The sequence below is a fragment of the Phaeobacter sp. NW0010-22 genome (assembly GCF_040365955.1).
Taxonomy (GTDB): Bacteria; Pseudomonadota; Alphaproteobacteria; order Rhodobacterales; family Rhodobacteraceae; genus OMPR01.
The window spans coordinates 269,068-293,124 of the sequence record NZ_BAABWT010000001.1 but is presented as its reverse complement, the minus strand read 5'-3'; the positions used below and the strand labels follow the sequence as shown (position 1 = coordinate 293,124).

21 protein-coding genes and 1 tRNA gene are annotated in these 24,057 nt (G+C 55.1%); 13 read left to right on the top strand and 9 right to left on the bottom strand.

The window, feature by feature from the left end:
* Nucleotides 1–133 precede the first annotated feature (133 nt).
* The 4 genes from ABWV33_RS01290 to ABWV33_RS01275 are packed head-to-tail and all read left to right on the top strand — an operon-like array spanning nt 134 to nt 4,842.
* The gene (locus ABWV33_RS01290; protein ID WP_353328741.1) at nt 134–1,657 is read left to right on the top strand and encodes an ABC transporter substrate-binding protein; all 1,524 of its coding nucleotides are present in this window, start codon (nt 134–136) and stop codon (nt 1,655–1,657) included.
* A 4-nt stretch (nt 1,658–1,661) separates the two neighbouring features.
* Nucleotides 1,662–2,618 (top strand): ABC transporter permease, encoded by a 957-nt coding sequence (locus ABWV33_RS01285; RefSeq protein ID WP_353328739.1) that lies wholly within the window; start codon nt 1,662–1,664, stop codon nt 2,616–2,618.
* Nucleotides 2,615–3,454, top strand: a complete 840-nt coding sequence (locus ABWV33_RS01280; RefSeq protein WP_353328737.1) for an ABC transporter permease — start codon at nt 2,615–2,617, stop codon at nt 3,452–3,454. Before ABWV33_RS01285 ends, ABWV33_RS01280 begins: the two co-directional genes overlap by 4 nt.
* Entirely contained in the window at nt 3,451–4,842 is a 1,392-nt protein-coding gene (locus ABWV33_RS01275; protein WP_353328735.1) for an ABC transporter ATP-binding protein, read from the top strand. The genes ABWV33_RS01280 and ABWV33_RS01275 overlap by 4 nt, the downstream gene beginning before the upstream one ends.
* A gap of 997 nt (nt 4,843–5,839) precedes the next feature.
* Here the strand turns inward: ABWV33_RS01275 and ABWV33_RS01270 are convergent.
* A tRNA-Leu gene (locus ABWV33_RS01270) sits at nt 5,840–5,925 on the bottom strand.
* Between the two features lie 250 nt (nt 5,926–6,175).
* Complete coding sequence (locus ABWV33_RS01265) at nt 6,176–6,742, bottom strand: tetratricopeptide repeat protein (protein WP_353328734.1); 567 nt, start codon at nt 6,740–6,742, stop codon at nt 6,176–6,178.
* A gap of 219 nt (nt 6,743–6,961) precedes the next feature.
* On the opposite strand from ABWV33_RS01265, the gene ABWV33_RS01260 reads away from it, so the two are divergent.
* Complete coding sequence (locus ABWV33_RS01260) at nt 6,962–7,705, top strand: rhomboid family intramembrane serine protease (RefSeq protein ID WP_353328732.1); 744 nt, start codon at nt 6,962–6,964, stop codon at nt 7,703–7,705.
* On the top strand, nt 7,702–8,070 hold the full coding sequence (locus ABWV33_RS01255) for a GFA family protein (RefSeq protein ID WP_353328730.1): 369 nt from the start codon (nt 7,702–7,704) through the stop codon (nt 8,068–8,070). The genes ABWV33_RS01260 and ABWV33_RS01255 overlap by 4 nt, the downstream gene beginning before the upstream one ends.
* Nucleotides 8,071–8,142: 72 nt before the next feature.
* Here ABWV33_RS01255 and ABWV33_RS01250 read toward each other — a convergent pair whose 3' ends face one another.
* Nucleotides 8,143–8,928: an inositol monophosphatase family protein gene (locus tag ABWV33_RS01250; protein WP_113821711.1), complete on the bottom strand. Its 786-nt coding sequence runs from the start codon at nt 8,926–8,928 to the stop codon at nt 8,143–8,145.
* Between the two features lie 176 nt (nt 8,929–9,104).
* On the opposite strand from ABWV33_RS01250, the gene ABWV33_RS01245 reads away from it, so the two are divergent.
* The gene (locus ABWV33_RS01245) at nt 9,105–10,145 is read left to right on the top strand and encodes an NADP-dependent oxidoreductase (protein ID WP_353328728.1); all 1,041 of its coding nucleotides are present in this window, start codon (nt 9,105–9,107) and stop codon (nt 10,143–10,145) included.
* A gap of 66 nt (nt 10,146–10,211) precedes the next feature.
* Here ABWV33_RS01245 and ABWV33_RS01240 read toward each other — a convergent pair whose 3' ends face one another.
* Nucleotides 10,212–11,117: a LysR family transcriptional regulator gene (locus tag ABWV33_RS01240; protein ID WP_121999555.1), complete on the bottom strand. Its 906-nt coding sequence runs from the start codon at nt 11,115–11,117 to the stop codon at nt 10,212–10,214.
* Nucleotides 11,118–11,217: 100 nt separating this feature from the next.
* Between ABWV33_RS01240 and metF the strand changes: the two genes are divergently transcribed.
* Together metF and ABWV33_RS01230 are read left to right on the top strand one after the other, a co-directional pair.
* Entirely contained in the window at nt 11,218–12,084 is an 867-nt protein-coding gene (gene metF, locus ABWV33_RS01235; protein ID WP_113821714.1) for a methylenetetrahydrofolate reductase [NAD(P)H], read from the top strand.
* Between the two features lie 55 nt (nt 12,085–12,139).
* Nucleotides 12,140–12,598: a PaaI family thioesterase gene (locus tag ABWV33_RS01230; protein WP_353328725.1), complete on the top strand. Its 459-nt coding sequence runs from the start codon at nt 12,140–12,142 to the stop codon at nt 12,596–12,598.
* Between the two features lie 45 nt (nt 12,599–12,643).
* Here the strand turns inward: ABWV33_RS01230 and ABWV33_RS01225 are convergent, their stop codons facing one another.
* From ABWV33_RS01225 to ABWV33_RS01215, 3 genes are all read right to left on the bottom strand, one after another.
* Nucleotides 12,644–13,720 (bottom strand): T6SS phospholipase effector Tle1-like catalytic domain-containing protein, encoded by a 1,077-nt coding sequence (locus tag ABWV33_RS01225; protein ID WP_353328723.1) that lies wholly within the window; start codon nt 13,718–13,720, stop codon nt 12,644–12,646.
* The gene (locus tag ABWV33_RS01220; protein ID WP_353328722.1) at nt 13,698–15,995 is read right to left on the bottom strand and encodes a xanthine dehydrogenase family protein molybdopterin-binding subunit; all 2,298 of its coding nucleotides are present in this window, start codon (nt 15,993–15,995) and stop codon (nt 13,698–13,700) included. The genes ABWV33_RS01225 and ABWV33_RS01220 overlap by 23 nt, the downstream gene beginning before the upstream one ends.
* A gap of 114 nt (nt 15,996–16,109) precedes the next feature.
* Nucleotides 16,110–16,985 carry a LysR family transcriptional regulator gene (locus ABWV33_RS01215; protein WP_353328720.1) on the bottom strand — a complete coding sequence of 292 codons (876 nt, stop codon included), beginning with the start codon at nt 16,983–16,985 and terminating at the stop codon, nt 16,110–16,112.
* A 108-nt stretch (nt 16,986–17,093) separates the two neighbouring features.
* Between ABWV33_RS01215 and ABWV33_RS01210 the strand changes: the two genes are divergently transcribed.
* The 4 genes from ABWV33_RS01210 (at nt 17,094) to ABWV33_RS01195 (ending at nt 22,804) form a co-directional block, all read left to right on the top strand.
* Nucleotides 17,094–17,966 carry a phytanoyl-CoA dioxygenase family protein gene (locus ABWV33_RS01210; protein WP_353328718.1) on the top strand — a complete coding sequence of 291 codons (873 nt, stop codon included), beginning with the start codon at nt 17,094–17,096 and terminating at the stop codon, nt 17,964–17,966.
* Nucleotides 17,967–17,983: 17 nt separating this feature from the next.
* Nucleotides 17,984–18,607, top strand: coding sequence for an HD domain-containing protein (locus tag ABWV33_RS01205; RefSeq protein ID WP_353328716.1), 624 nt, complete (start codon nt 17,984–17,986; stop codon nt 18,605–18,607).
* 167 nt (nt 18,608–18,774) lie between these two features.
* Nucleotides 18,775–19,524, top strand: coding sequence for a dienelactone hydrolase family protein (locus ABWV33_RS01200; RefSeq protein ID WP_353328714.1), 750 nt, complete (start codon nt 18,775–18,777; stop codon nt 19,522–19,524).
* Between the two features lie 124 nt (nt 19,525–19,648).
* Nucleotides 19,649–22,804, top strand: a complete 3,156-nt coding sequence (locus tag ABWV33_RS01195) for a valine--tRNA ligase (protein ID WP_353328712.1) — start codon at nt 19,649–19,651, stop codon at nt 22,802–22,804.
* Nucleotides 22,805–22,883: 79 nt separating this feature from the next.
* On the opposite strand, the gene ABWV33_RS01190 is transcribed toward ABWV33_RS01195, so the two are convergent.
* Both ABWV33_RS01190 and ABWV33_RS01185 read right to left on the bottom strand, forming a co-directional pair.
* Entirely contained in the window at nt 22,884–23,243 is a 360-nt protein-coding gene (locus tag ABWV33_RS01190; RefSeq protein WP_251134527.1) for a VOC family protein, read from the bottom strand.
* 18 nt (nt 23,244–23,261) lie between these two features.
* The gene (locus tag ABWV33_RS01185) at nt 23,262–24,044 is read right to left on the bottom strand and encodes a crotonase/enoyl-CoA hydratase family protein (protein ID WP_353328710.1); all 783 of its coding nucleotides are present in this window, start codon (nt 24,042–24,044) and stop codon (nt 23,262–23,264) included.
* Nucleotides 24,045–24,057: the final 13 nt, after the last annotated feature.

The following is a 24,057-nucleotide window of genomic DNA, read 5'->3' as shown; positions in this document are numbered from 1 at the left end:
CACGGCACCGGGCTTTCATCCTTGAGAGTTCTGGGTTTTGCATCTTTGCACTCGATGTATATTGATATGTTATATCGTATCAATTTGTGTTACCTGACGACCGAATCCCACGAACTTGGACAGGAGACTTTCAATGATGAAACCCATCGGCTTTGCGATTGGGATGGCACTTGCCCTCTCGACCACACCGTTATTTGCGGAAACCAAAACTGACGTAACCATTGTGTCCCCGTGGGAAGTCGCAAGTTTTGATCCGGCCGTGGCCGGATTTGCGATCCAGAAGCTTCAGATCATGGAAAACCTTGTCGACGCCGATGAAACCGGCGCGCTGCGTCCTGGTTTGGCGACCGAGTGGATGGTCTCGGAGGACGGGCTGACCTGGGAGTTCATCCTGCGCAAAGACGTTACTTTCCATGACGGCACCCTATTTGATGCCCAGGCCGCCGTGGCCGCGCTGACGCGTGCTTGGGAACAGCCGGGCGTGTTAAAAAAGACCCCGGTCACCGGAATTTCCGAGGCTGATGGCAAGGTGGTCTTGACTCTCGAAACGCCTTTCACCGCGCTTCCTGCTTTTCTTGCCCATGCCACCACGATCATTCCATCCCCGGCGGCTTTCGATGCGACAGGCACCCCTGTAGCGCTGATCGGCACTGGTGCGTTCAAAGTGACAGAATTCACCCCACCGCAGAGCATTTCCATGGCGCGCTATGATGCTTATTGGGGCGAAGCCGCCAAGATCGAAACCGCGACCTACCTGGCTGCGGGCCGCGCCGAAACCCGTGCCCTGCTGGCCGAAAGCGGCGATGCCGACATCGTCTTTACCCTTGATCCCTCAGGATACAACCACCTACAGCATGTGGACGGCATTGAAACTATGGCCGTGCCGATCCCGCGGGTCGTGGCGCTCAAGGTCAATGCCAGCCACGCCTTTTTTGACGATGCGCGCGCGCGGCAGGCGCTGAGCCTCGCCATCCCGCGAGTTGGCATCGCCAAGTCAATTACGCGTTTCCCAGAAGCTGCCGCTGGCCAACTTTTCCCGCCAGCGCTGGACACTTGGCATTCCAAGGATCTGGCACCGCTGGAAACCAACTTGGATCAAGCCGCCGCGTTGCTGGCTGAACTGGGTTGGGCCAAAGGCGAAGACGGTATCCTGACCCGCGACGGAGAGCGTTTCTCGATCACGTTGCGCACTTTCCCCGACCGTCCTGAACTGCCACTAATCGCCACTGCGCTTCAGGACACGTGGCGCGAACTTGGCATTGAACTTGAAGTCTCGGTTGCCAGCTATTCCGAAATCCCTGCGGGCCATCAGGACGGCTCGTTGCATGTGGCGCTTTATGCCCGCAACTATGGCCTGACGCCGGATCCGGTTGGTTCCGTTCTGCAGGACTTTGGCAAAGGTGGCGGCGATTGGGGTGCCATGGGCTGGGACAATGCCGATGTGGCCAAAGCCATTGAAATCATTGCCTCGACCTCTGACCAAACCCTGCGCGGCGAAAACATCGCCAAGGTTGCTGGCATCCTGCATCAGGAACTGCCGGTTATACCGGTCGTCTGGTATCAGCACACCGTGTCGGTCGACAAGAAACTGGGCGGTGTGGTCATCGACCCGCTGCAACGAAGCTATGGTTTGAGCACTATGTTCTGGACCGAGTAAGCTGATGAAACCCTTTGCTAGATCCGTGTTTGCAGCCCTCGCCGCGCGAGGGCTGCACGCCGTTATCGTGGCCATCATAGTAGGGATCGTCAGCTTTGCGATGATGCAGGCTTTGCCGGGGGATGCGGCCTATCGCATTGCCGCAGGGCGCTATGGCTATGATATGATGGATGCCGCCGCCGCCGAAGCGGTGCGGCGGGAACTGGGGCTGGATCAGCCCGCGATTGTGCAACTCTTGTCGTGGCTCAAGACATTGGCACAATTCGACCTGGGCAAATCAGCGGTCTATGGCACACCGGTGGCCGATGAAATCGGTACCCAACTGGGCTATTCCATGTTGCTGGCGGCGGGGGCTATTGTGGCCTCGCTGCTGATTGCCCTGCCGGTGGGGATTGCGTCGGGTCTGCGCCCTGGCCGGCTGGTGGACCGGATTTCTTTGGCGGTCTCGATGTTCGTGCGGGCCATCCCGGCCTTTGCGTTGGGGATCGTACTGGTGCTGGTTTTCGCGGTGCAACTCAGGCTGTTCCCGGTTGCCGGGTTCAAGAGCTTTGCCAACCTGATCTTGCCTTCCCTTACACTGGGCCTTGGGCTGGCGGCGGTGTCCAACCGCGTGGTTCGTGACGCCGTGGCCGATGCGATGAGCGCGGATTGGCGGCTGTTTGCCCGCACCAAGGGCTTGTCCTCACGCCTGACCCTCACCCGTCATGTACTGCGTAACGCGGCGCTTCCGGTGGTGGCCTATGTGGGTGTGCAACTGGCCTATCTGATCGAAGGCGTGGTGATCGTGGAAACTGTCTTTGCATGGCCGGGGATCGGCCATGCGTTGGTGCACGCGATCTTTGGCCGCGACATTGCCATGGTACAGGGCACTGCGCTGGTGTTGGGGCTGACCTATGTGGCGCTGAACCTGTTCGTGGATCTCGCTTGTCGCGGCATCGATCCGAGAGGGCGCACGACATGAGCTACCAGACAGAAATGATGATCGCTTCCGGAACGACCAGCGAAAGGCCCGGCTTGCCTGCCTCACGGATGATCGGGGGGGGGCTAATGGGGCTTTTGACCATTGCCGCCATCGGCGGACCGGCCTTGTTCGGGTTAGATCCAGCGAAGCAGTCGCTCTTGCACACGCTGGAATCGCCCAGCCTTGCCCACCCTCTGGGCACCGACAACCTTGGCCGGGACATGGCCGCGCGGCTTTTGTCCGGAGCGCAGCTTTCGCTTTCGCTGGCCTTCTTGTCGGTGATTACGGCAGGTCTGCCAGGCACGCTGCTGGGGGTGGCCGCCGCATGGTTCGGTGGCTGGCCCGACCGCCTACTAGGAGCCTTTGCCGATGCGGTTCTGGCGCTGCCGGGGTTGCTTCTAGTGTTGATGCTGGCGGCGATTTCACCGGGCTCTTGGTGGGCGCTTTATGCCGGGATCTCGCTGACCCTTTGGGTCGAGTACTTCCGGTATACCCGGCAACGCGCCCGGATCGTTCTCGCCGAACCATCGGTCGAGGCGTCCAAGCTTTTGGGTCTCGGCCCATGGTTGCTGATCCGGCGTCACTTGCTTCCTGAGATCGGGCCGGGCCTTTTGACCATTGCGGCCTTTGGCGCGGCCACTGCCGTGACCGCCGTAGCAGCACTTGGCTTCGTTAGCGTTGGCATTCGCCCGCCTACCGCCGAATGGGGCGTCATGATGACCGAACTTCTGCCCTATTGGCGCGAGGCCCCCTTCCTGATCCTGCAACCCGTTGCTTGTCTGGTCCTGACTGTGCTGGCGCTGCATCTCTTCGTCGGAGGAACCCGTCGATCATGACCTATTCCATCAAAGTCGACGCACTGTGTGTTTATGCCGGGGCTACACGTCTCATGGGGCCGGTCAATTTTGCGGTCTCACCAGGGGACACGCTGGTGATCATGGGCGAAACCGGCGCGGGCAAAAGCCTGATCGCGCAGGCAATTCTAGGCACTTTACCCGGTGCCCTACACGCCGAGGGCCGGATCGAAGTAAATGGCCGTCGCGTCGATACTCTGTCGCAGGTTGATCGTGCCTCCATGTGGGGGCACGAAGTCGCCACCTTGCCCCAGGAACCATGGCGCGCATTGGATCCGTTGATGCGGTCCTTCAAGCAAGTGACGGAATCCTATCGCTATGTCGCGGGCAAATCTCGGGCACAAGCGCGTTCGGAAGCCGTTGGTGCCTTTGCTGCTTTGGGCTTGGCCGGGGCCGAAGATCGCCTTCCCAGCGCGCTTTCGGGTGGCATGGCACAGCGAGTCGCCTTTGCCGCCGCCACGGCGGGCAAGGCACCGATCCTGATGGCGGATGAACCGACCAAAGGTTTGGATTCCGAACGCCACGCCAAGGTTGTCGAACTGCTGGCCGAAGTGCCGGACACTGGCGGAACGCTGGTTGTGATCACACACGAGGTTTCGGTTGCTCGGAGTTTGGGTGGCCTTGTCATCGTGCTGCGCGACGGCCAATTGGTGGAACAGGGGCCGGTTGAAACGGTGCTGACCAAGCCTTCGAGCAGCTATACCCTATCTTTGCTCGACGCCGATCCGAAAAGTTGGCCGCAAAGTGATCCGCACCCGGCGGGCGAGGTCGTCCTGACCGCCACTGACTTAGCCATCAACCGAAACGGCAAGCAGCTGATTTCCGACTTCAATCTGGTTCTGAAAGCAGGCGAACGAGTTGCGTTGACCGGGCCAAGCGGCATCGGCAAGACGACGCTTCTGGACGCGCTGGCCGGGCTTTTGTCACCCGCAAAGGGCACCGTGACGCGCTGCGCTCGTCTGCCTCGTGATGCGGTGCAGAAGCTTTATCAGGATCCTCCTGCGGCCTTCCCGGCGCGGATCCCGCTGCGGCATTCAGTGCAAGACGCTGCCCAGTTGCACAACACGGATTGGGGCCGCGTAGTGCAACACCTTAAGCAGCTCGGCATTCACCCGTCACTGATGGATCGCAAACCGGACGCTGTTTCCGGCGGAGAGTTGCAACGCATCTCGATCGCCCGCGCGCTGACCGTTGAGCCACAGGTCCTGCTGGCGGATGAACCGACTTCGCGCCTCGATCCGGTAACGCAACGCGACACGCTTGAAATGCTGGAACGGATCGCCGCCGAGGAAAACATCGCCGTCGTTCTGGTGACCCATGATCCGGACATTGCGACCAAATGGGCAGATAGAGTGATTGATCTTGCCTGAGAGATATTCAGGGGCAGACTGCACTTTGGCGTGCCCCGGAAGAACACGTTCTTTGAAACCTGTTGATAGCGGCGAACGCACAACGGGATTTCCGGTTTCCTTGCGTCGACATCATCCGTTACGAGCCCGGCCCATTTGCTGGGTTTGACATCGGGTCACGGTCGGTCAACGCAATTGGAATTGTTTGAAGTATCCAAGTTCACCTTCTGTACGGCTCTGCAGCTACGTTTTTCAATCACCTCAAAACGGCTAGCTTCTGTGGCGGTCTTGCAAAACTTGAAAGGATCCAGGCTAATGGCAGCAATAGGTTCGAAGCCGCTGTTGATTTCTCGGTTATCCAATGTCGGCTGTGGCCTGTTCTCTGAACTTTACAAGGTCCCCTTTCTGCGCATCGCTGCCCTTGGTGTCAAACGCGGCGAACGGAAGCTCTCCGTTCCAAACCACCGGAATCGGCACACCAAACCAGTGCCCGCTCTTGCCGCCTGATGCTCCTCAGAAAAATTACTCTAGATGAGTTATTGGCCAAGCAACGCGGACCTAGCGCATGCAACATCCATCAATCCTTGCGAGGTGCCCCACGACGACCGGACAAGGCGCATATCTCATGTCACATTGCAGGGATACGTCCACGACCTGCACTTACGCAATACCTTCATTTTGCCAAGCAATATCGCGCCAACACAGGGCCGATGGTAAAGACAACGTCACGCCCACAAACGGATCCGCAAGCTGGATGTTGATTTCGCCTGATAAACCCTGAGTGATGCGAAACGCGGTGCCAGTGTGGCGGTAGAGACAATCGGGATGGAAACGATCTGTAAGTGCTGTGGCCAGCCCCTACCACTTCATTTGCGCAAGATGCGTGTAACTCGTAATGGGCACGATGTGATGCGTAAAATTGCGCATTTTATCACAGCAGCGTTACCGCAGCTTTTTACGCACAACACGGGCTTTGGCGACAGAAGCGTCACAGCCCGCAAATATCATTGACTTAATGTGGTGCGGGCGGTGGGACTCGAACCCACACGGCCATACGGCCTCCAGATTTTAAGTCTGGTATGTCTACCATTCCATCACGCCCGCATCTGGCGTTGTTCTTCAATTTTCAGTTTCGGGCCTTTATCGGGCCTGAAAACGGTCTCTTCGTCGCAACGCCTTGTTCCGTATGTACATTACAGCACAGACTCAAGAGTTCTAAATCTGGCATGTCCACCAGTCCATCACGCCCGTAGTCCAATGGTATCCCCTTCCTCTAAACTGGGAATAGAAAGAGCTCAACGGTAGAACTGTGCTTTCAGAAAGTTTTTGTTCGATTAAAAACTGCTTGGGACATCTAGATTTCTTCGCCTGTAGGGGCCAATCGTCCTCCTGCATCTATCAAGCCGCGCTCTGGCAACCACGGATTTAGTGCCAAAGCTTCGATCAAAGCATCTCGTGCCTCTTGAGTGCGCCCCAAGCCCATCAAAGAGAGCGCCCGGCCGCTCAGCGCTGCAATGTGTTTTGGTGACAGCACAATAGCACGATCCAGATCAGTCAATGCAGATGCAAAATCGTGCCGCAAAAAGTGAACGAAGGCGCGTTGATTATAGCCTTCGGCATAGTCAGGACAGTATTCAACCAACCGATTGAAATCTTGAAGAGCGCCAGTCAAATCCCAGCTGGATCGTTTGCTCATACCCTGATCCAGAATTGCCTGCGCCTGTTCATTTGGGGCGTCAGCCCAAAGCCCCCACATTTGCCCTGAAATGTCTCGGGCAGCGCCTTCTGTTTGAACCTTTTGAATTTCCTGAATGAGCTGGTTTAACCCTGCGGAATGATCCGGAGCCGCAGGGCACCGATCTGCGGATACGGTTTGTGTCGATACTGCAATCAGGCAAAGACTAAGCAAAAATGGTTTCATGCTTTTAAGCCTGGCGCATTTTGGCATCAGGTCAATTCACGTTTCTGAAACCCAATACTCTGCTCCTTATTGTATCACGGCCCTCGACTTAGAGAACCAACTGCCACTAGCAGAATTTTGGCTACAATTTTGTCACCCGGAATACCCAGCTGCCTGTTCAGGCCCTTCAACCTTTGAAGAAACCTTGACGGCGCCCAATTTTCAGCACAGCGTCGCGCTATGTTTCCAATTCGAGATCATAACCCTTCTGGCCGCTCTCCGTACGTTGTCTACTTCCTGTTGGCTGCGAATGTCATCATATTCTTGTTATATGTCAGCAAGATGGGTGATCCAGAAAGCATAAATAAGCTTTTCTACGATTGGGCTATTCTTCCAGCACGCATAACAGATGGTGCACGCTATGATACGCTAGTGACCTCTATGTTTTTGCACGGCGGATGGATGCATCTTGCCGGGAACATGTTGTTCCTTTGGATCTTCGGTGACAACTTAGAAGAAGAGATGGGACACATCCCGTTTCTCATCTTCTACGTGATCTCTGGAATTGGTGCGGGCCTCATTCATGTGATTTCTGCCCCCTATTCGGGTGTTCCAACTATTGGTGCATCCGGCGCTATTGCCGGTGTCATGGGGGGATATTTATTGCTGTTCCCCAAAGCCAAGGTCGATGTTCTTCTGATTCTAATTATCTATTTCCGAATTTTCACTGTACCTGCCTTTGTTATGCTGGGAATCTGGCTGGGATTTCAATTCATTGGCAGTATCGGATCTAACCCTGACCAGGGAGGGGTCGCTTATTGGGCCCATACCGGTGGTTTTGCAGTTGGTCTAGCCTTGTGTGTTCCACTTTGGCTCAAACGCGGAGGGGTCAAGTTCTGGAACCAAACCAAAGGCCAGCCCCCGCATCCAGAAAAAGAGTATCGCTATGCTGCCTCTCGCATCCCAAAGGTTGTGAAAAAGTGACACAGTTGAACGCCTCTTGCCATTGCGGCGCTGTTAAATTGACGGCTGAGTTTCCTGATGGGCTGTCCTCGGCCGCGCGATGTGATTGCTCGTTCTGTAAACGCAGGGGCGCCGCTGCGGTGACCGCGGTTGCTGCGTCCCTAATAGTGCTAAAGGGCTCCGAGAACCTGAGCCTTTACACATGGGGCAGTCACACAGCCAAACACTATTTTTGCAAAACCTGTGGCATCTACACACATCATCAACGACGTTCTGACCCAAATGAATGCGGCGTAAACCTAGGATGTATTGAAGGTGCAGACCCGCGCACGCACGGTGACATTCCTTGGCACGACGGCATCAACCACCCATCTGACCGGACGTAAAAAAAGGGACGTAAAACGCCCCTTTCATCTAAAGCCCTTCAAAGTGAAAGGGCCATTCTTTCAGCCTAAGCTTCAGCCGCGAATGACCTTGGCGAACGCGTCAAAAATAGGCTCGTTGCCGCAAATCACATTCCCATCAGACAGAACATGCCCTTCCGGATCAATTGGTTGTACAAACCCGCCGGCCTCTTTAACCAAAATTATCCCCGCTGCGATGTCCCAAGAGTTCAGGCGCCGTTCCCAAAATCCTTCGTAACGACCGGTGGCAACATAGGCCATATCCATCGCCGCAGAGCCCCACCGGCGGACACCTGCACATGCCGGCATCAAGCGCGCCAGATCTTGCAAGGTCAACGGAAGATCTGAGCGACCAGCAAAAGGAATACCAGTCGCAAAAATGGATTCGATCATACGATGACGCCCTGAAACCCGGATACGGGTCTCGTTCATCCAGGCGCCCGCGCCTTTTTCAGCAAAGTACATCTCGTCTTTTGCTGCGTCAAAAATCACGCCAGCAACGATCTGCCCTTTATGTTCCAATGCAATGGACACAGCCCAATGTGGCAAGCCGTGCAAAAAGTTGGTCGTCCCGTCCAACGGATCCACGATCCAGCGACGTGTGGGATCCTCGCCTGGGAGTTCACCGCCTTCTTCGGCCAGCCAGCCATAAGTTGGTCGCGCGCCCAACAATTCGTCTTTCAAGATCTTTTCGGCAGCGATATCCGCCTTGGAAACGAAGTCTCCGGCGCCTTTCATCGACACCTGAAGGTTTTCAACTTCGCGAAAGTCCTTCACCAAAGACCGCCCCGCTTTGCGCGCGGCTTTGATCATGATGTTGAGATTTGCACTGCCAATCATTGAATGGGCTCCTGTTCGGTCAGATCGCGCGTATACTTGCCGCAGAGCCACTTGCCAAGGGGCTGGTTTCGCATAGCAGCCCCCATACTTTCGATTATCGCGGCGTAACAAGGGCCGAGAGCTTGCCAAGCCCCTCAAGGCCGATACCGTGGGCATCTGAGAAGAGGAGAAATTTTATGTCAGATCAGATGTTCCGTGTCGCGCTTGCCAGTCGCCCATCGGGCGCACCCGAAGCGGCAAATTTCAGCTACGAACCTGCTCCAATCCCGGTTCCCGGCGATGGGGAAGTCTTGGTCCGCGTTCATTTTATGTCTCTCGACCCCTATATGCGCGGTCGTATGGATGATGCCAAATCCTATGCAGCCCCCGTCCCCCTTGGGGGCACCATGGAAGCCGGTGGCGTGGGTGAAGTCATCGCCTCAAACAGCCCTGCCTTTAAACCCGGCGATTTCGCATTTGGCATGTTCGGATGGGCAACACACGGCGTCCAACCAGCAAATATGTTGCGCAAGCTTGACCCGTCTCAAGGCCCCATCACTGCCGCGTTGGGCGTTTTGGGCATGCCCGGCTTTACCGGCTGGCATGGCCTTACAGAATACGGCAAGCCCAAAGCCGGCGAAACGCTCGTTGTTGCAGCGGCGACGGGACCCGTTGGGTCCATGGTTGGTCAGGTCGCCAAATTGGCAGGGTTGCGTACCGTTGGGATCGCTGGGGGCGCAGACAAATGCAAGCTGGCGACAGAGACTTTTGGCTTTGATGCCTGCCTTGATCATCGGGCTTACGCGACCGCAGCAGAATTACAACAAGACTTGAGCACCGCCTGTCCCGATGGCATCGATATCTATTTCGAAAACGTCGGAGGCAAAGTTCTGGAAGCTGTCGTTCCCTTGATGAACGACAATGGCCGCATCCCAATTTGTGGCATGATCAGTTGGTACAATGCGGGCGGATTGGGTGCAGGTGCGACCTCTCAAGGACTCAGCGCACCGGCGATTTGGCGTTCCATCCTGGTCAAATTCTTGTCTGTAAAAGGGTTTATTATTTCGAACCACTTCGACCGGTATCCTGAATTCCTATCAGAAGTTGGTCCTAAGGTTGCAAACGGAGACATCAGTTACCTTGAGGACATCGCAGTTGGATTGGAACATGCCCCACAGACTTTCATGTCGATGCTGCAGGGTGGCAACATGGGTAAACAGATCGTAAAAGTGATCTAACCACCATTTCAGGCGCAACAGCGCGGGGGGCAGCCTTGCCCCCGGCTTGACCCCCGCGCCACCCTGTTATTGCGCTTGGAGCTTTCGTGCCTCGACCCGTGCCAGCTTCACCAGTTCTTGAACAAAGGGTTTTTCTAAATCCTCGGACCGGACCGCAGCGTACAAGCGACGCGTAATACCCGCCTCTGTCAAAGGCCGTGTAACATAATCTGAGCTATATTTCACCTCACGCACCACCCAATCCGGCAACACTGAAATCCCTCTGTTTGATGCAACAAGCAGCAAAATTACGGCTGTCAATTCCACCTGCCGAATACTCGCTGGTTCAACTTTAGATGGAATCAAGAGCTGGCTAAACACATCCAAACGGGTTCGTTCAACCGGGTAAGTTATCAGGGTTTGCCCCCTGAAATCCTCAGCTTCGATAAATGGCTTCGCCGCCAAAGGGTGTGTCGCGGCTGCGACAAAAACCGCATTGTAATCAAACAACTCAACAAATTCGACACCCGGCAGATCTTCTGGATCTGAAGACACCACCAGATCGACTTCTTCTTTTTGGAGCGCAGGTAATGCGTCAAACGCCAAGCCTGGTTTGATATCCACATCAACATCCGGCCAGGATTTCCTAAACCCCTCCAACACGGGAAACAACCACTCAAAACAGGCGTGGCATTCGATAGCAATGTGCATGCGCCCTGTTTTGCCATCCCGCAAGGCGCTGAATTCTTCTTGCATCGCCTCGATCTGCGGTAAGATCTGATTGGCCAGCCTTAGCAACCGAAACCCTGCCGCCGACAGCTTCATCGGTTTGGACCGCCGTACAAAAAGTTCGATTCCCGCCTGATCCTCCAACCCCTTAATTTGATGGCTCAAAGCGGATTGCGTAATGTTCAATTGGTCTGCCGCCCGCGCAAGTCCTCCACAGTCATGAATAGACTTGATGGTGCGAAGATGGCGAAATTCGATATGCATTTACAGCTCAGCTCATATTGTTCTTGAGTATTATGAAATTGTCTCACAACGCCCGACATGCGACAAGGGGCCAAATCCGAGCAAGCGATAGAGAGCAGACATGACAACCCCAGAGATTTCCTTCGAATTCTTCCCGCCACAAAACTTGGCAGCGTCGTTTCGGCTCTGGGACACCGTGCAAACGCTAGCCCCTTTGGATCCACGTTTTGTTTCTGTCACTTATGGCGCCGGAGGAACCACACGTGATCTGACCCGAGACGCCGTTTCAACATTGCATAGTTCGTCCGGGCTCAACGTGGCTGCACATTTAACCTGCGTACAAGCCACCAAAGAGGAAACTCTGTCTATAGCACGTGACTTTGCTAAGGCTGGCGTTAAAGACATTGTAGCCCTACGCGGCGATCCTCCTAAAAACGCAGGCCAGTTCCACCCCCACCCCCAGGGCTTCGCCAACTCGGTCGAACTGATCGAAGCCTTGGCAAACACCGGGGAGTTCAACATACGCGTAGGTGCCTATCCCGATATTCACCCAGAGGCAGCGGATGGGCGGGCCGATGTTGATTGGCTCAAGGCAAAACTCGACGCCGGCGCGAGCGAAGCTTTGACCCAGTTCTTTTTTGAAGCCGAAACATTTTTTCGCTTTCGGGATGCCTGTGAAAAAGCTGGTATCGATGCTCCAATCACACCCGGCATATTACCCATTGAAAATTGGAAAGGCGCGCGCAACTTTGCAAAACGCTGTGGCACAGCCATCCCGGCATGGGTCGAAGATGCGTTTGAAAAAGCCACCCGTGATGGACGCGAGGATCTACTTGCCACCGCAATGTGTACTGAACTTTGCAGTGATTTGATCGACGGTGGCGTCGACAAATTGCATTTCTACACGCTCAACCGTCCTGAACTGACCCGTGATGTTTGCCATGCGCTCGGCGTCACCCCCAAGGTTGATTTGCAGAACGTGGCGTAAGCCTTGTCGCCACCCTCGTCCCTGCTAGCGTGTCGCCAACAAGGGGAGACACGCAATGACAAGTACAGCCAGCATTGATTACTCAACGCAAAATGGGTTGGATTTGATGCTGGACATTGTTGAGGGGCGCAGTCCCGGTGCCCCCTTAGCCAAGACACTCGGGTTTACACCTGTTACGGCCGAACGTGGTCATGTGGTGTTTCACGGCACTCCGCTGCAGCATACGACAAACCCGCATGGCGGTGTCCATGGGGGTTGGTACGGCGCAATCTTAGACAGCTGCATGGCATGTGCCGTTTGGACTAATGTCCCTGCTGGGTCAGCTTACACAACGCTCGAATACAAAGTGAACATCATTCGTGCAATTCCCCAAGGGATGAAGGTCGAAGCGATTGGCACCAGCGACCATGCCGGGCGGTCAACGGGCATTGCTCGCGGCGAAATCAGGGGGATTGAAAATGGCAAGCTCTACGCAATGGGCTCAACCACCTGTATGATCTTTAAAATTCCCTAAATACTGCATGATACCCCTACCTAACAACAGCTGGTGAAGATGCACTCAGCGCGTAGCCTGTGTTTGCAGATATGGCTTAGAATTTATCTCTGGCCGAGTGTCGAGTGGTACGCTGTCGTGAATTGTTTCAGACCGATCTCGGCATATCGTGCGTTTTCCGCGTAGCAAAAAGATCTTGCCCCACCCCCTCCAGGTTCCCACCGAAGGCGCGGTTGTATCTACTGGAAAACGGTCTTCCCACCCTTTGGGCAGGGGCAAACCGCATGTTTCAGCTTGCTTCATGATCCAGACCAAAGAGGCGTTTGCGAGCGGACGTGCCTCTTCATATCCTCCGAGTTGCCCACCAATATCGCCATGGCTGCCGCGAAACCACGCCTGTTCCACTTTTCCCAGAAATCCCGGAGCGCATTGCCACAGGACCGGTTCGAACACTTGCCGTGTTTCATCCAGTGCCAGCGCGTGAAAGCCATGTTTCACACTAGGACCCAGTTGATGGTTGTGAAAGGCATGACGCGCCTCAGCCCACCGCCAAAGCAACGGCAAACGCATGCCCAGCGCCTTGACCGTGTCCCAGACACCTATCATTTCGATCTCTACTTTCTCGTGACAATAGGCATTTGCAAAGGCTGCTGAATGGGTTCCTCGCGGGTTACATTCATAGTGACGATACGCCTGGCGGATATTTCGCACTGTGGCATGCTCTGCTTTCAGAAGCCCGACCATATCGATAACTCCAGCAAGGCTGCGGACACCGTATGCCCCGCGAGAGTAGCCAATCAAAAATATCTTATCCCCCGGCTTATAGCGAGACGCCAAATACCCATATGCGCGCCGGATCTGGCGGTTGATGCCACGCCCCATCATTACATCGCCGGTTCGGCGCCAGTTGGTCCACTGCACGCCACTTTCGTAGAACACCGACACTTTGCCGCCCATCTCGCAGGCTAAGCGATACGCCTGCCCTGCATGGGTTTCAAATCCTGGTTCCAGGGTGGACATGGTCCCGTCTAGAATAATCACATGCGCCTGAGGTTCGCGATGTCGCGTTTCATTGGAATGCTCAGACCGTAGCGGGCGCCCAAGCCATCCAAGAACCTTGTTACTCAGCCGCGATAAGATCATCCTGCATCAATTCCCATACTTTGAGGGGCGTAAACGGCATATCCGCTTGACGCACCCCCTGTTCCCAGAGCGCATCCTGAACCGCGTTGGCGATCGCTGCGAGCGCTCCCACTGTCCCTGCCTCACCGCAGCCTTTCATCCCCATTGGGTTGGCCGTCGATGGAACCGGTTGAGAGGTAAATTCAATCATGGGTACGTCCGCCGCACGGGGCAAGGCATAGTCCATAAACGTTGCCGTGAGCAGTTGGCCTTCTTCATCATAGACAACATGTTCTGAAAGGGCTTGACCGATGCCCTGCACCACCCCGCCATGCACCTGCCCTTCGGCCAGCATAGGGTTGATAAGATTTCCAAAATCATCAACCACAGTATAGCGATCAACCGTCACGATACCTGTTTCAGGGTCGATCACGATTTCGGCAACATGTGCTCCATTGGGGAAACTACGTCCTGGCAATGTGGCCCGTGCTTCGTGCCTTAACAAATCCTGACGGCCATCTGCCCGCGCCATTTCAGCGGCTTCCAGCAACGTCGGAGTTAGATTGGACCCCGGTGCCCGAAAGGTTTCGTCGTCAAAGCTCACGTCGCTCTCCTCGACCCCCATCTTATCCGCAAGATAGGGCGTGAATGCGGCAATGATCACATCAACTGTGGCCAAAGTCGCGTTGCTTTGTGTTGTCACCGAACGGGATCCGCCGGTGCCACCACCCTGTGCGATGCGATCGCTGTCCCCTTGCACCACAGTGATCCGGTCTGCCGGTATACCACTCTGATCCGCAAGAAACTGTGCATAAACCGTTTCATGCCCCTGCCCATTCGATTGCGTCCCAACATAGAGGCTGGCGCTGCCATCCTCGTGGAACTCAACCTTCGCACCTTCGGAAGCATCGCCCAAAATACTTTCGATATAGTAACACAGCCCCTGCCCCCGCAGCAGACCTCGTTTTGCATCGCTTGCGCGGCGGGCCTCAAAACCCTGTGCGTCGGATTCTTCTGCACCGCAATTCAGGATCATGTCGAAATCCCCGACGTCGTAGGTTTCCCCGGTGGCGGTGAGATAGGGAAAGCTTTCGGGTTTGATAAAGTTACGCCGGCGCAGCTCCCACGGATCAATACCCAATTCACGCGCTGCGCGATCTATCACCCTTTCCAGCACATAGATCGCTTCAGGACGCCCAGCGCCACGATAGGCATCAACTTGAGTGGTATTGGTGTAATACCCCTCAACCTGCAGCCAGGTCGTCTGCACGTCATAGACCCCCATCAGCACCCGGCTGAACAATTGGGTTTGGATCGCCTGCGCAAAGTGGCTGTTATAGGCCCCCATGTTACAGAGCGTTTTCACCCGATAGGCGGTTATCCGGTGATCCGCGTCAAAGGCCAGCTCGGCGAAAGATGTTAGATCGCGCCCATGGTTATCGGAAAGCATCGCTTCGGTTCGATCAGACATCCAACGCACAGGGCGCCCCAGCACACGGGCAGCATGCGCAACAGAGAAGTATTCAGGATAAGGCATTGCCTTCATCCCAAACCCACCGCCCACATCTGTCGTGGTCACGCGCACCTGCTCAGGCTCCAAGCCAAGTTTATCAACGATCTGTGCTTTCATGCCCCAAACACCTTGCCCACCATAAGAAAGATGCAGACGATCGTTTGCCCATTCAGCGTAACAGCCACGCGGCTCAATCGAATTGACGATGACCCGATTGTCATGGATCGATAAGCTTACGGTTTGGGCGGCATCCTGAAACGCTTCTTCGGTCGCTGCTTCGTCACCCAAGCCCCAATCAAAGGCCATATTATCAGGGGCTTCGGGGTGAAGCACTGGACCACCAACGGCCAAATTGGTTTTGACCGGTAAATCCTCCGTTTCCATCAAGATCATTTCGATGGCATCGCGAGCTTGTTCCGGCGTTTCCGCAACCACCATCGCCACAGGCTCTCCGACAAAACGCACCCGATTGCGCGCCAACATCGGGCGTTCAGGACCGGCCCCTTTGGTGCCATCGCGATTTTGCATCTGCGTACCATCCATCGCCACCTTAAGGCCTGCGGCCTCTAGATCCTCCAATGTGACGACCAGATGCACGCCGTCTGCTGATTTGGCTGCATCCAAGTCCAGCGAAGTAATATCGGCATGTGCAACAGAACTACGGAAATACGCCGCAAACAAAGCACCCACAGGGGTGATGTCATCCACATATTGTCCATGCCCGGTCAAAAATCGCGTATCCTCAACGCGTTTGACCGGCTGACTTTTCCCGAATTTTTCCACGGCGCGTTCCCTCATGACCTATGGGTCGACGATAGCTTTCGTTTGTCCGATGTCCAGCCAGAGCCACCTGTTTCCTAAGAAAGCGCCCCAACGGAAAATGCGTTCAAAGTCCAGTCAAACAAGATAGTCTAGCAGCCAATCGCGAAAGGCGCGCGCTGCAGGTCGCAAAACGGCTCCATCAGGATAGACCAGATGATAGGCATCTTGCCCTAGTACCTTGATATCAGGCAGGCAAGGCACCAACCCGGCGCCTTGCATCACCGGGTCACTGGCCGGAGCCCGCCCTAAAGCAATGCCAACCCCTTGAGATGCCAATGCCGACGAAATAATCGTATTGTCTGCAAACACATACCGCGCGGACCCAGGTGAAACGCGCAATTGCTCAAACACATACGGCCAACCCGCGCGATGTGTCGCGACTTCGATCAAAGGAAAGTTCAATAAATCTTGGGGTGTTTCGATCTGCACAGCAATCTCTGGTGTCGCGACAGGAAACAGCTCTTCGCCCATCAATCGGTCGTAGGCGACGCCGTAATGTGTTGGATTTCCAAAGATGATCTGCAGATCCGTGAACTGATTGGCGAAATCCATAACGGAATTGCCCGTGCTGAGCACCAGATTCACAGTTGGATGGGCCGATTGGAAATCCAACATTCCCGGGGCCAGAACCCCATGGGCAAATAACAAAACCGATTGAACATACAATCGCTGCTCACGCGTTTCCCCGAACAACCCGGTGGTCGCAGTTTCCAGCATCAGCAAGGATTGTTGAACCGTAGGGAGATATGCCTGCCCTGCCTCCGTGAGTGAAACAGAATGGGCGTGGCGCGTGAACAGTGGCGTCCCCAAATGCCCCTCAAGGGCCTTAACCTGTTGACTGACCGCCGCAGCGGACATGTTGAGCTGAGACGCGGCGCGCGCAAAGCTTTCGGTTCGGGCCGCCGCCTCGAACACACGCAACCAATTGAGAGACGGAACTCGTGTTACCATGCCAGAAGGCTAAGCAAAACTTAGCCTGACCAGCAAGGCATTTCGTTCTGAAATAATGGAATCCGCGCCTAGGGTCGCCAAACATCGATTCTATACCCGGAGCACCAAATGCCCAAGCTGACTGACGCCCAGACCAGGCGATATTGGAAAGACGGTTATCTCTTTCCACTTGATATCCTGACCCCAGAAGAAACCATCGCTGCCCGGGCAGAGCTTGAACAAACCGAAACGGATTGGCTAAACGCGGACCTGCCACTGCCACTTGCGACCTACAAACGCGTGAACGCACATGTCGTGATGCCTCTGGCCGCGCGATTGGCGCAAGATCCGCGCGTTCTGGATGCAGTTGAGGCTATTCTCGGCCCGGACCTGATGGTTTGGTCAGCTGAGTTCTTTATCAAAGAGCCCAACAGCAAGCATATCGTCGGAATGCATCAAGACCTGACATATTGGGGTTTGGGGGAAACCTCGGATCAGGTGACAGCCTGGATTGCGCTGTCCCTGGCGACATCTGAAAGTGGGTGCATGGATTTTGTGGCAGGCAGTCACAAAAACCCGATCCTCCCGCACAATGATACGTTTTCGGACACCAACTTACTATCACGCGGTCAGGAAATCGCCGTTGACGTTGCAGAAGCCGACAAGACCCGCATCGAACTGCGCCCCGGCCAGATGTCGCTCCATCACGGGCTGACGATTCACGGGTCAGGTGCCAACATCTCAAACGATCGACGCATCGGATGTGCAATCCGGTATCTCAATCCCAATGCCCGCCAAGAAATCGCGAAACGCGATTACGCCATGATGGTGCGTGGCACTGACCAAACGGGCAATTTTACCCAAATTCCTGCCCCCTCCAGCCTGTTCTCAGCAGAGGCCCTCGCGCTCTATCAACAAATCCGCATGGACCAGACCAAAGCCCTTGCGCAAGGAGCCGAAAAGGATGTTTCACTTTATCAGGCCCACAAAGCCGCCAGCTAACAGGAAAGATGCAAGCGATGGAAAAGGTCAGCTTTACCCAGATGAAGGACGGCACCAAGGAAGAGTACGAATTCCTAACCGCCCATGAAATCGACCATACCAAACACACTGCCGACCGGTTGCTTCGGGCGTTGGTGGATCTGGACGAAGGATTGTCCGGCTATCAAATCACGCGGCTGGGCCATTCTGTGCAATCTGCCACGCGAGCCTATCGGGATGGGGCAGATATCGACTGGATCGTTTCAGCACTGCTGCACGATATAGGCGATATCTATGCGCCCTATAATCACGATGAATATGCTGCCACGATCCTGAAACCTTTTGTACGCGAGCAATGCACATGGGTGGTCCATACACATGGAGATTTCCAAATGCTGTACTATGGACAGCACCTAGAGGGTTTTGACCAAAACAAAAGGGACCGTCACAAAGGGCACCCATATTTCGATGACAACGCCGAGTTCTGCGAACGATGGGACCAATCCTCTTTTGACCCGGAATACGATACATTGCCGATCGAGTTTTTCGCTCCGATGGTCCGCGAAGTTTTCGACCGCCCCCCCTACAGCCCGGATGTTATTCGCGCAGGAGCCCGGGAGCCGCTGCAAAACGCTGAAATAGCAGCAGAACGTGCAGCATAAGCCCACATTTTGATACCTCCATGGGCAGCAAGAAAACGCAGTCCTTGGATCATACCACCCCCGTGACTGAAAAAATCTCAAACATACAATCGGTCAAATTCCGCTTGCCGAATATAAAAAACGCCAACTCAATAGCTAAAGGTCACCGCATGCGGTAGGTTCTGCCCATGTCAGGATGGGAACCAGACGAGATCTTTTCCTTTGCAGCGCCGCTTTCAACTGGAGACGCTGTCAGTCATGATGTTCATGTCAAGGGGGACGGGCCGCCGATCCTGATCCTACAGGAACTGCCCGGGATCGGGCCTGAAACCTTGGGTTTGGTGCGTCGCTTTGAACAGGCAGGGTTCCGTGTTTACCTGCCTCACCTCTTCGGTACGTTTGGCAAAACCGCCCTTGCGCGCAATGCAGCTCATCTTTTCTGTGTGCGCCGCGAGTTTAACATGTTTCTCCGGGGACAACAAAGCCCAATCTCTGATTGGTTGCGTGCACTTGTTCATCATATCCGAGAGCGGGAAAACGCGGTGGGGGTTGGGGTTATTGGTATGTGCCTGACCGGAAGCTTTGCCCTAACACTCATGGCTGATGAGGCCGTCTTGGGCGGAGTGGCCAGTCAACCGGCCCTGCCCGTCTTGGGCGGCGATCATCTGCATATGAGCGACCAAGATATCCAAGACGCGCGCGAAGCAATGGCCGAAAAGGGTCCCGGGCTGGCCATGCGGTACACAAATGACAAACTTGCTCCAGCCCGATTGATGCGTTCCTTGGAAGGCGCCTTTTGTGAAGACCTAACTAGCGTTGAATTTCCCGGAACTGGACACTCGCTTTTGACTCTGGACTTCCATGAAGCGGCCTATCAGCGGGTCGAAGGGTACTTTCGCGATAGGTTCCAACAGGCCGGCGCACCACCCGTATCTTGATTTAGACTGTAAATAACGCGCTTGGTGCCGCCGAAACACCCAATCTAGCACAAACCTGCCTTCCCCTTTGTGTGGCCAAACGCTATGCAAGGCGCTGACCCCTAAAGATCATGCAGGACACCCCATGGCGATGGAAAAGACATTTAACGCAGCCGAGGCCGAAACCCGCCTCTATAAGGCCTGGGACGAGGCCGGTTGCTTCAAAGCGGGCGCGAACAAATCGCGCGACGAAACCTTTACCATCATGATCCCGCCACCCAACGTCACGGGCGCGCTACATGTAGGCCACGCCTTCAACAACACTCTACAGGATATTCTGATCCGCTGGCACCGGATGCGTGGGTTCGACACGCTCTGGCAACCTGGTCAGGACCATGCCGGTATCGCCACCCAAATGCAGGTGGAAAAAATGTTGGCTGCCACCCAACAACCGGGTCGCAACGAACTGGGCCGCGAAAAGTTTTTGGAAAAAGTCTGGGAATGGAAGGGCGAATATGGCGGTACGATCGTTGATCAGCTCAAACGCCTCGGCTCGACCTGTGATTGGTCGCGCAACGCCTTTACCATGGCAGGAGCTGCAGGAGATCCGCGCACGGGTCACGAGAATTCCGCCAATTTCCATGACGCTGTGATCAAAGTCTTTGTTGAGATGTACAACAAAGGCCTGATTTATCGTGGCAAACGTCTGGTGAATTGGGATCCGCATTTCGAAACTGCGATTTCTGACCTCGAAGTCGAGAACATCGAAACACCTGGCCACATGTGGCACTTTAAATACCCCCTCGCTGACGGGGTCACATATACCTACGTTGAAAAAGATGACGACGGGATCGTCACGCTTGAAGAAGAGCGGGACTATATCTCAATCGCGACCACGCGCCCCGAAACCATGCTCGGCGATGGTGCGGTTGCAGTTCACCCGTCAGACGAACGCTATGCGTCTATCGTTGGCAAGCTCTGCGAAATCCCCGTTGGTCCCAAAGAGCACCGTCGTCAAATCCCGATCATCACTGATGACTACCCGGACAAGGATTTCGGCTCGGGCGCTGTGAAAATCACCGGCGCACATGATTTCAACGATAACATGGTCGCAAAGCGCGGCGGCATTCCGATGTATCGCTTGATGGACACCAAAGGCGCAATGCGCGCTGATGGGGCGCCTTACGGAGAAGAAGCTGCAAAGGCGCAGGAATTTGCGCGCGGACGTGACTTCACTGAAAATGAAATTGACGCAATCAACCTGATCCCCGATCACTTGCGTGGTCTGGACCGGTTCGAAGCCCGTTCCCGTGTTGTAGAAGAAATCACCGCCGAAGGTCTGGCTGTGATGACCACCTCTGACGATGCGCGCCTTGGTCCCAAACCAAAGCTGAAAAAGGGTGAAGAAGCCCCAGAAGTCACCACTGTGCCACTGGTCGAAAGCAAACCGATCATGCAGCCATTTGGCGACCGCTCCAAAGTCGTAATCGAACCGATGTTCACCGACCAGTGGTTCGTGGACGCTGAGAAAATCGTTGGGCCCGCGCTGGACGCGGTCAAAGACGGCACGGTCAAGATCATCCCCGAGTCGGGTGAAAAGACCTATTACCACTGGTTGGAGAACATCGAACCTTGGTGCATCTCACGTCAACTTTGGTGGGGACATCAGATCCCTGTTTGGTATGGCCTCAACCTGTCCGCCGAAGATTTCACAAACGAAGAAAACGATGGTGCTTTGGATCTGGTTGAACTTGGCCGCCTACTGAACGCCGGAGGCATGTTGCATCGCGGCGACGTTGCGCATTGCGCACCCTCTTTCGAGGCTGCCATCGAACGCTTTGTCGATGACAATGCTGACATTCCCACCCCGCTCAATCATGCCACTGTTGTTGAAGTTGACGACAAGCATGACGCGATCCACAAATTCGCGGAAAGCCTTGCTCAATATGCTGTGGACCAAGATCCCACCAAATTGATCTTCCCGGTTTGGCGCGACCCCGATGTTCTCGACACGTGGTTCTCGTCCGGTCTCTGGCCGATCGGTACGCTGGGTTGGCCCGAGTGGGATGAAAGCACCTCAAAGTACTTCCCCACAGACGTGTTGATCACCGGTCAGGATATCCTGTTCTTCTGGGTGGCGCGCATGATGATGATGCAATTGGCTGTGGTCGACGAAATTCCGTTCCACACCGTCTATCTGCACCAGCTCGTCCGCGACGAGAAGGGCAAGAAGATGTCCAAAACCACCGGCAACGTCATCGATCCACTGGAAATCGTGGACGAATTCGGTGCCGATGCGCTGCGCTTTACCAATGCGTCCATGGCCGCCATCGGTGGTGTGCTGAAACTCAGCAGGGATCGCATCACCGGATATCGTAATTTCGGCACCAAGCTTTGGAACGCCTTCAGCTTTGCCGAGCATTACGAGATCCCGTATTCGAAAGAAAGCATCCGCCCCGAAGCGACGCAGACTTTGAACAAGTGGATCATCGGCGAGACGGCTAAGGTTCGCGAAGAAGTTGACGCAGCACTCGAAAGCTATCGCTTCAACGATGCCGCAAGTGCGCTCTATGCCTTTGTCTGGGGCAAAGTCTGCGATTGGTATCTGGAATTCTCCAAACCAATCCTGCAGGGCGAAGACGCCGCCGCTAAGGCTGAAACGCAGGCCACACTGCGCTGGGTATTGGATCAATCGTTGATCCTGCTGCACCCAATCATGCCCTTCATCACCGAAGAGTTGTGGGGCCAAACCGAAGCCCGCGCCAAGATGTTAATCCATGCGGATTGGCCGACCTATACCGCCGCTGAATTGGTGGACGCGGACGCCGACCGGGAAATGAACTGGGTCATCGGCTTGATCGACACGGTCCGCTCTGCCCGTCAACAAACTCACGTTCCGGCGGGCCTCAAGGTTGCGTTACTGGTCTCTAGCCTCGACAACAAAGGTCAAACCGCTTGGGACAACAACCATGTGCTGATCCAGCGTCTGGCCCGTATCGAAAGCCTGACAGCAGTTGATGAATTCCCCAAAGGCACCGTGACCATTCCGGTGGCGGGCGGCACGTTTGGCCTGCCGTTGGCTGACATCATCGATGTCGGATCTGAAATCGCGCGTCTTGAAAAGACATTGGGCAAACTCGCGAAAGAGTTGGGTGGCCTGCGCGGGCGGCTGAAGAACCCCAAATTCGCTGACTCAGCCCCTGCGGAAGTTGTTGCAGAGACACAGGCCAATCTGGCCGAACGTGAAGAAGAAGAAGACAAAATCAAACAGGCGCTCGCGCGCCTGCAAGAGTTGGCCTGATATCTCAGGCATAGCGAGAAAAAACACCCCGTTTCAGTGCACTGAGGCGGGGTGTTTTCGTTGGTTCAGGTACTCAGGTTCATAGAGTTGATGGCCCCCTGAACGCACGACTAGACACTGAGACCGAATTCTTCGCCGGATCTTTGGCATTGGCAAAACAATACCCATCGGCGTTGTGAATTGGGCCAAAACTTAGCCCGACCTTAGCGGCACGGACGCAAAAATCTGGCACATTTTCAATATCAAAGACCAGTTTGACCGCGACTTGCCCCTCACGCGTGGCTTTTCCAGCGGGGTGCAACAGCAAAGGCACCCCATGGGCCCTAGGGATCAATTCAACAATCCGATCCCCTTTACACCGTTCAGCCCGGTAATCGAAATACGTCTCATAAAACGAGATCATCTCATCCATGCGCTTGGTATAGAGAATAAGTCGCAAGACTGGCCAATCTCCAACTTATTTAAAGTCGGGTTTACGCCCTTGCATGTTGGCCGCGATGACCTCCATTTGTTCCGCTTTGCCTATCAGTTTGCCTTGTTCCGCACTTTCGGCTAACAGCACATCCTGACGGCTCTGACTTTCGGCAATGTCGATCAAACGCTTGGCGGCCCGAATTGCGTTAGGGCTTTTGCCTGCGATTTCTTCCGCAAGGGCAAGTGCTGCGGTCATCGGATCATCATCCACTGATGTGACCAGCCCCCATGCCAGCGCTTGGTTCACATCCACAGGGCGTGCCGTATAGGTCATCTGACGCAACGCATCAGAGCGCATCAGTTGCGGCAACAGCACCATCCCCCCCATATCCGGGATCAAGCCCCATTTCATTTCCATCACCGAAAACTTGGCATCTGGCGCTGCGATCCGGATATCTGCCCCTAATGCCAGTTGTAGGCCGCCGCCATACACCGCGCCTTGAACCGCAGCGATCACAGGCACCTGAATCCGGCGCCAAACCAGTGCCACCTCTTGAAACAAGTTCGCATCCTCGTGGGTGCGATCCATGATCCAATCCGTATTTTCTTCGGCTGCAAGCGCGCCAAAACTCATCATATCCAAACCGGCGCAGAATGATTTTCCTTCGCCAGACAACACCACGGCGCGGGCATCGGATGCGGCAACTTCTTGACCTGCAGACACAATGGCCTGAATCATCGCGGTGTCCAGCGCGTTCATCTTGTCCCCACGGGTCAATGTCACCCGCGCTATGTTGTCCTGATATTTAACTGAAACACGCGCCATATCCGGCCTCTCC

What these genes read in the sequence shown, in the direction of transcription:
- ABWV33_RS01290 (WP_353328741.1), top strand. Translation starts at nt 134, where the DNA reads ATGATGAAACCCATCGGCTTTGCGATTGGGATGGCACTTGCCCTCTCG.
- ABWV33_RS01285 (WP_353328739.1), top strand. Translation starts at nt 1,662, where the DNA reads ATGAAACCCTTTGCTAGATCCGTGTTTGCAGCCCTCGCCGCGCGAGGG.
- ABWV33_RS01280 (WP_353328737.1), top strand. Translation starts at nt 2,615, where the DNA reads ATGAGCTACCAGACAGAAATGATGATCGCTTCCGGAACGACCAGCGAA.
- ABWV33_RS01275 (WP_353328735.1), top strand. Translation starts at nt 3,451, where the DNA reads ATGACCTATTCCATCAAAGTCGACGCACTGTGTGTTTATGCCGGGGCT.
- ABWV33_RS01265 (WP_353328734.1), bottom strand. Translation starts at nt 6,742, where the DNA reads ATGAAACCATTTTTGCTTAGTCTTTGCCTGATTGCAGTATCGACACAA.
- ABWV33_RS01260 (WP_353328732.1), top strand. Translation starts at nt 6,962, where the DNA reads ATGTTTCCAATTCGAGATCATAACCCTTCTGGCCGCTCTCCGTACGTT.
- ABWV33_RS01250 (WP_113821711.1), bottom strand. Translation starts at nt 8,928, where the DNA reads ATGATTGGCAGTGCAAATCTCAACATCATGATCAAAGCCGCGCGCAAA.
- ABWV33_RS01245 (WP_353328728.1), top strand. Translation starts at nt 9,105, where the DNA reads ATGTCAGATCAGATGTTCCGTGTCGCGCTTGCCAGTCGCCCATCGGGC.
- ABWV33_RS01240 (WP_121999555.1), bottom strand. Translation starts at nt 11,117, where the DNA reads ATGCATATCGAATTTCGCCATCTTCGCACCATCAAGTCTATTCATGAC.
- metF (WP_113821714.1), top strand. Translation starts at nt 11,218, where the DNA reads ATGACAACCCCAGAGATTTCCTTCGAATTCTTCCCGCCACAAAACTTG.
- ABWV33_RS01230 (WP_353328725.1), top strand. Translation starts at nt 12,140, where the DNA reads ATGACAAGTACAGCCAGCATTGATTACTCAACGCAAAATGGGTTGGAT.
- ABWV33_RS01225 (WP_353328723.1), bottom strand. Translation starts at nt 13,720, where the DNA reads ATGATCTTATCGCGGCTGAGTAACAAGGTTCTTGGATGGCTTGGGCGC.
- ABWV33_RS01215 (WP_353328720.1), bottom strand. Translation starts at nt 16,985, where the DNA reads ATGGTAACACGAGTTCCGTCTCTCAATTGGTTGCGTGTGTTCGAGGCG.
- ABWV33_RS01210 (WP_353328718.1), top strand. Translation starts at nt 17,094, where the DNA reads ATGCCCAAGCTGACTGACGCCCAGACCAGGCGATATTGGAAAGACGGT.
- ABWV33_RS01205 (WP_353328716.1), top strand. Translation starts at nt 17,984, where the DNA reads ATGGAAAAGGTCAGCTTTACCCAGATGAAGGACGGCACCAAGGAAGAG.
- ABWV33_RS01200 (WP_353328714.1), top strand. Translation starts at nt 18,775, where the DNA reads ATGTCAGGATGGGAACCAGACGAGATCTTTTCCTTTGCAGCGCCGCTT.
- ABWV33_RS01195 (WP_353328712.1), top strand. Translation starts at nt 19,649, where the DNA reads ATGGCGATGGAAAAGACATTTAACGCAGCCGAGGCCGAAACCCGCCTC.
- ABWV33_RS01185 (WP_353328710.1), bottom strand. Translation starts at nt 24,044, where the DNA reads ATGGCGCGTGTTTCAGTTAAATATCAGGACAACATAGCGCGGGTGACA.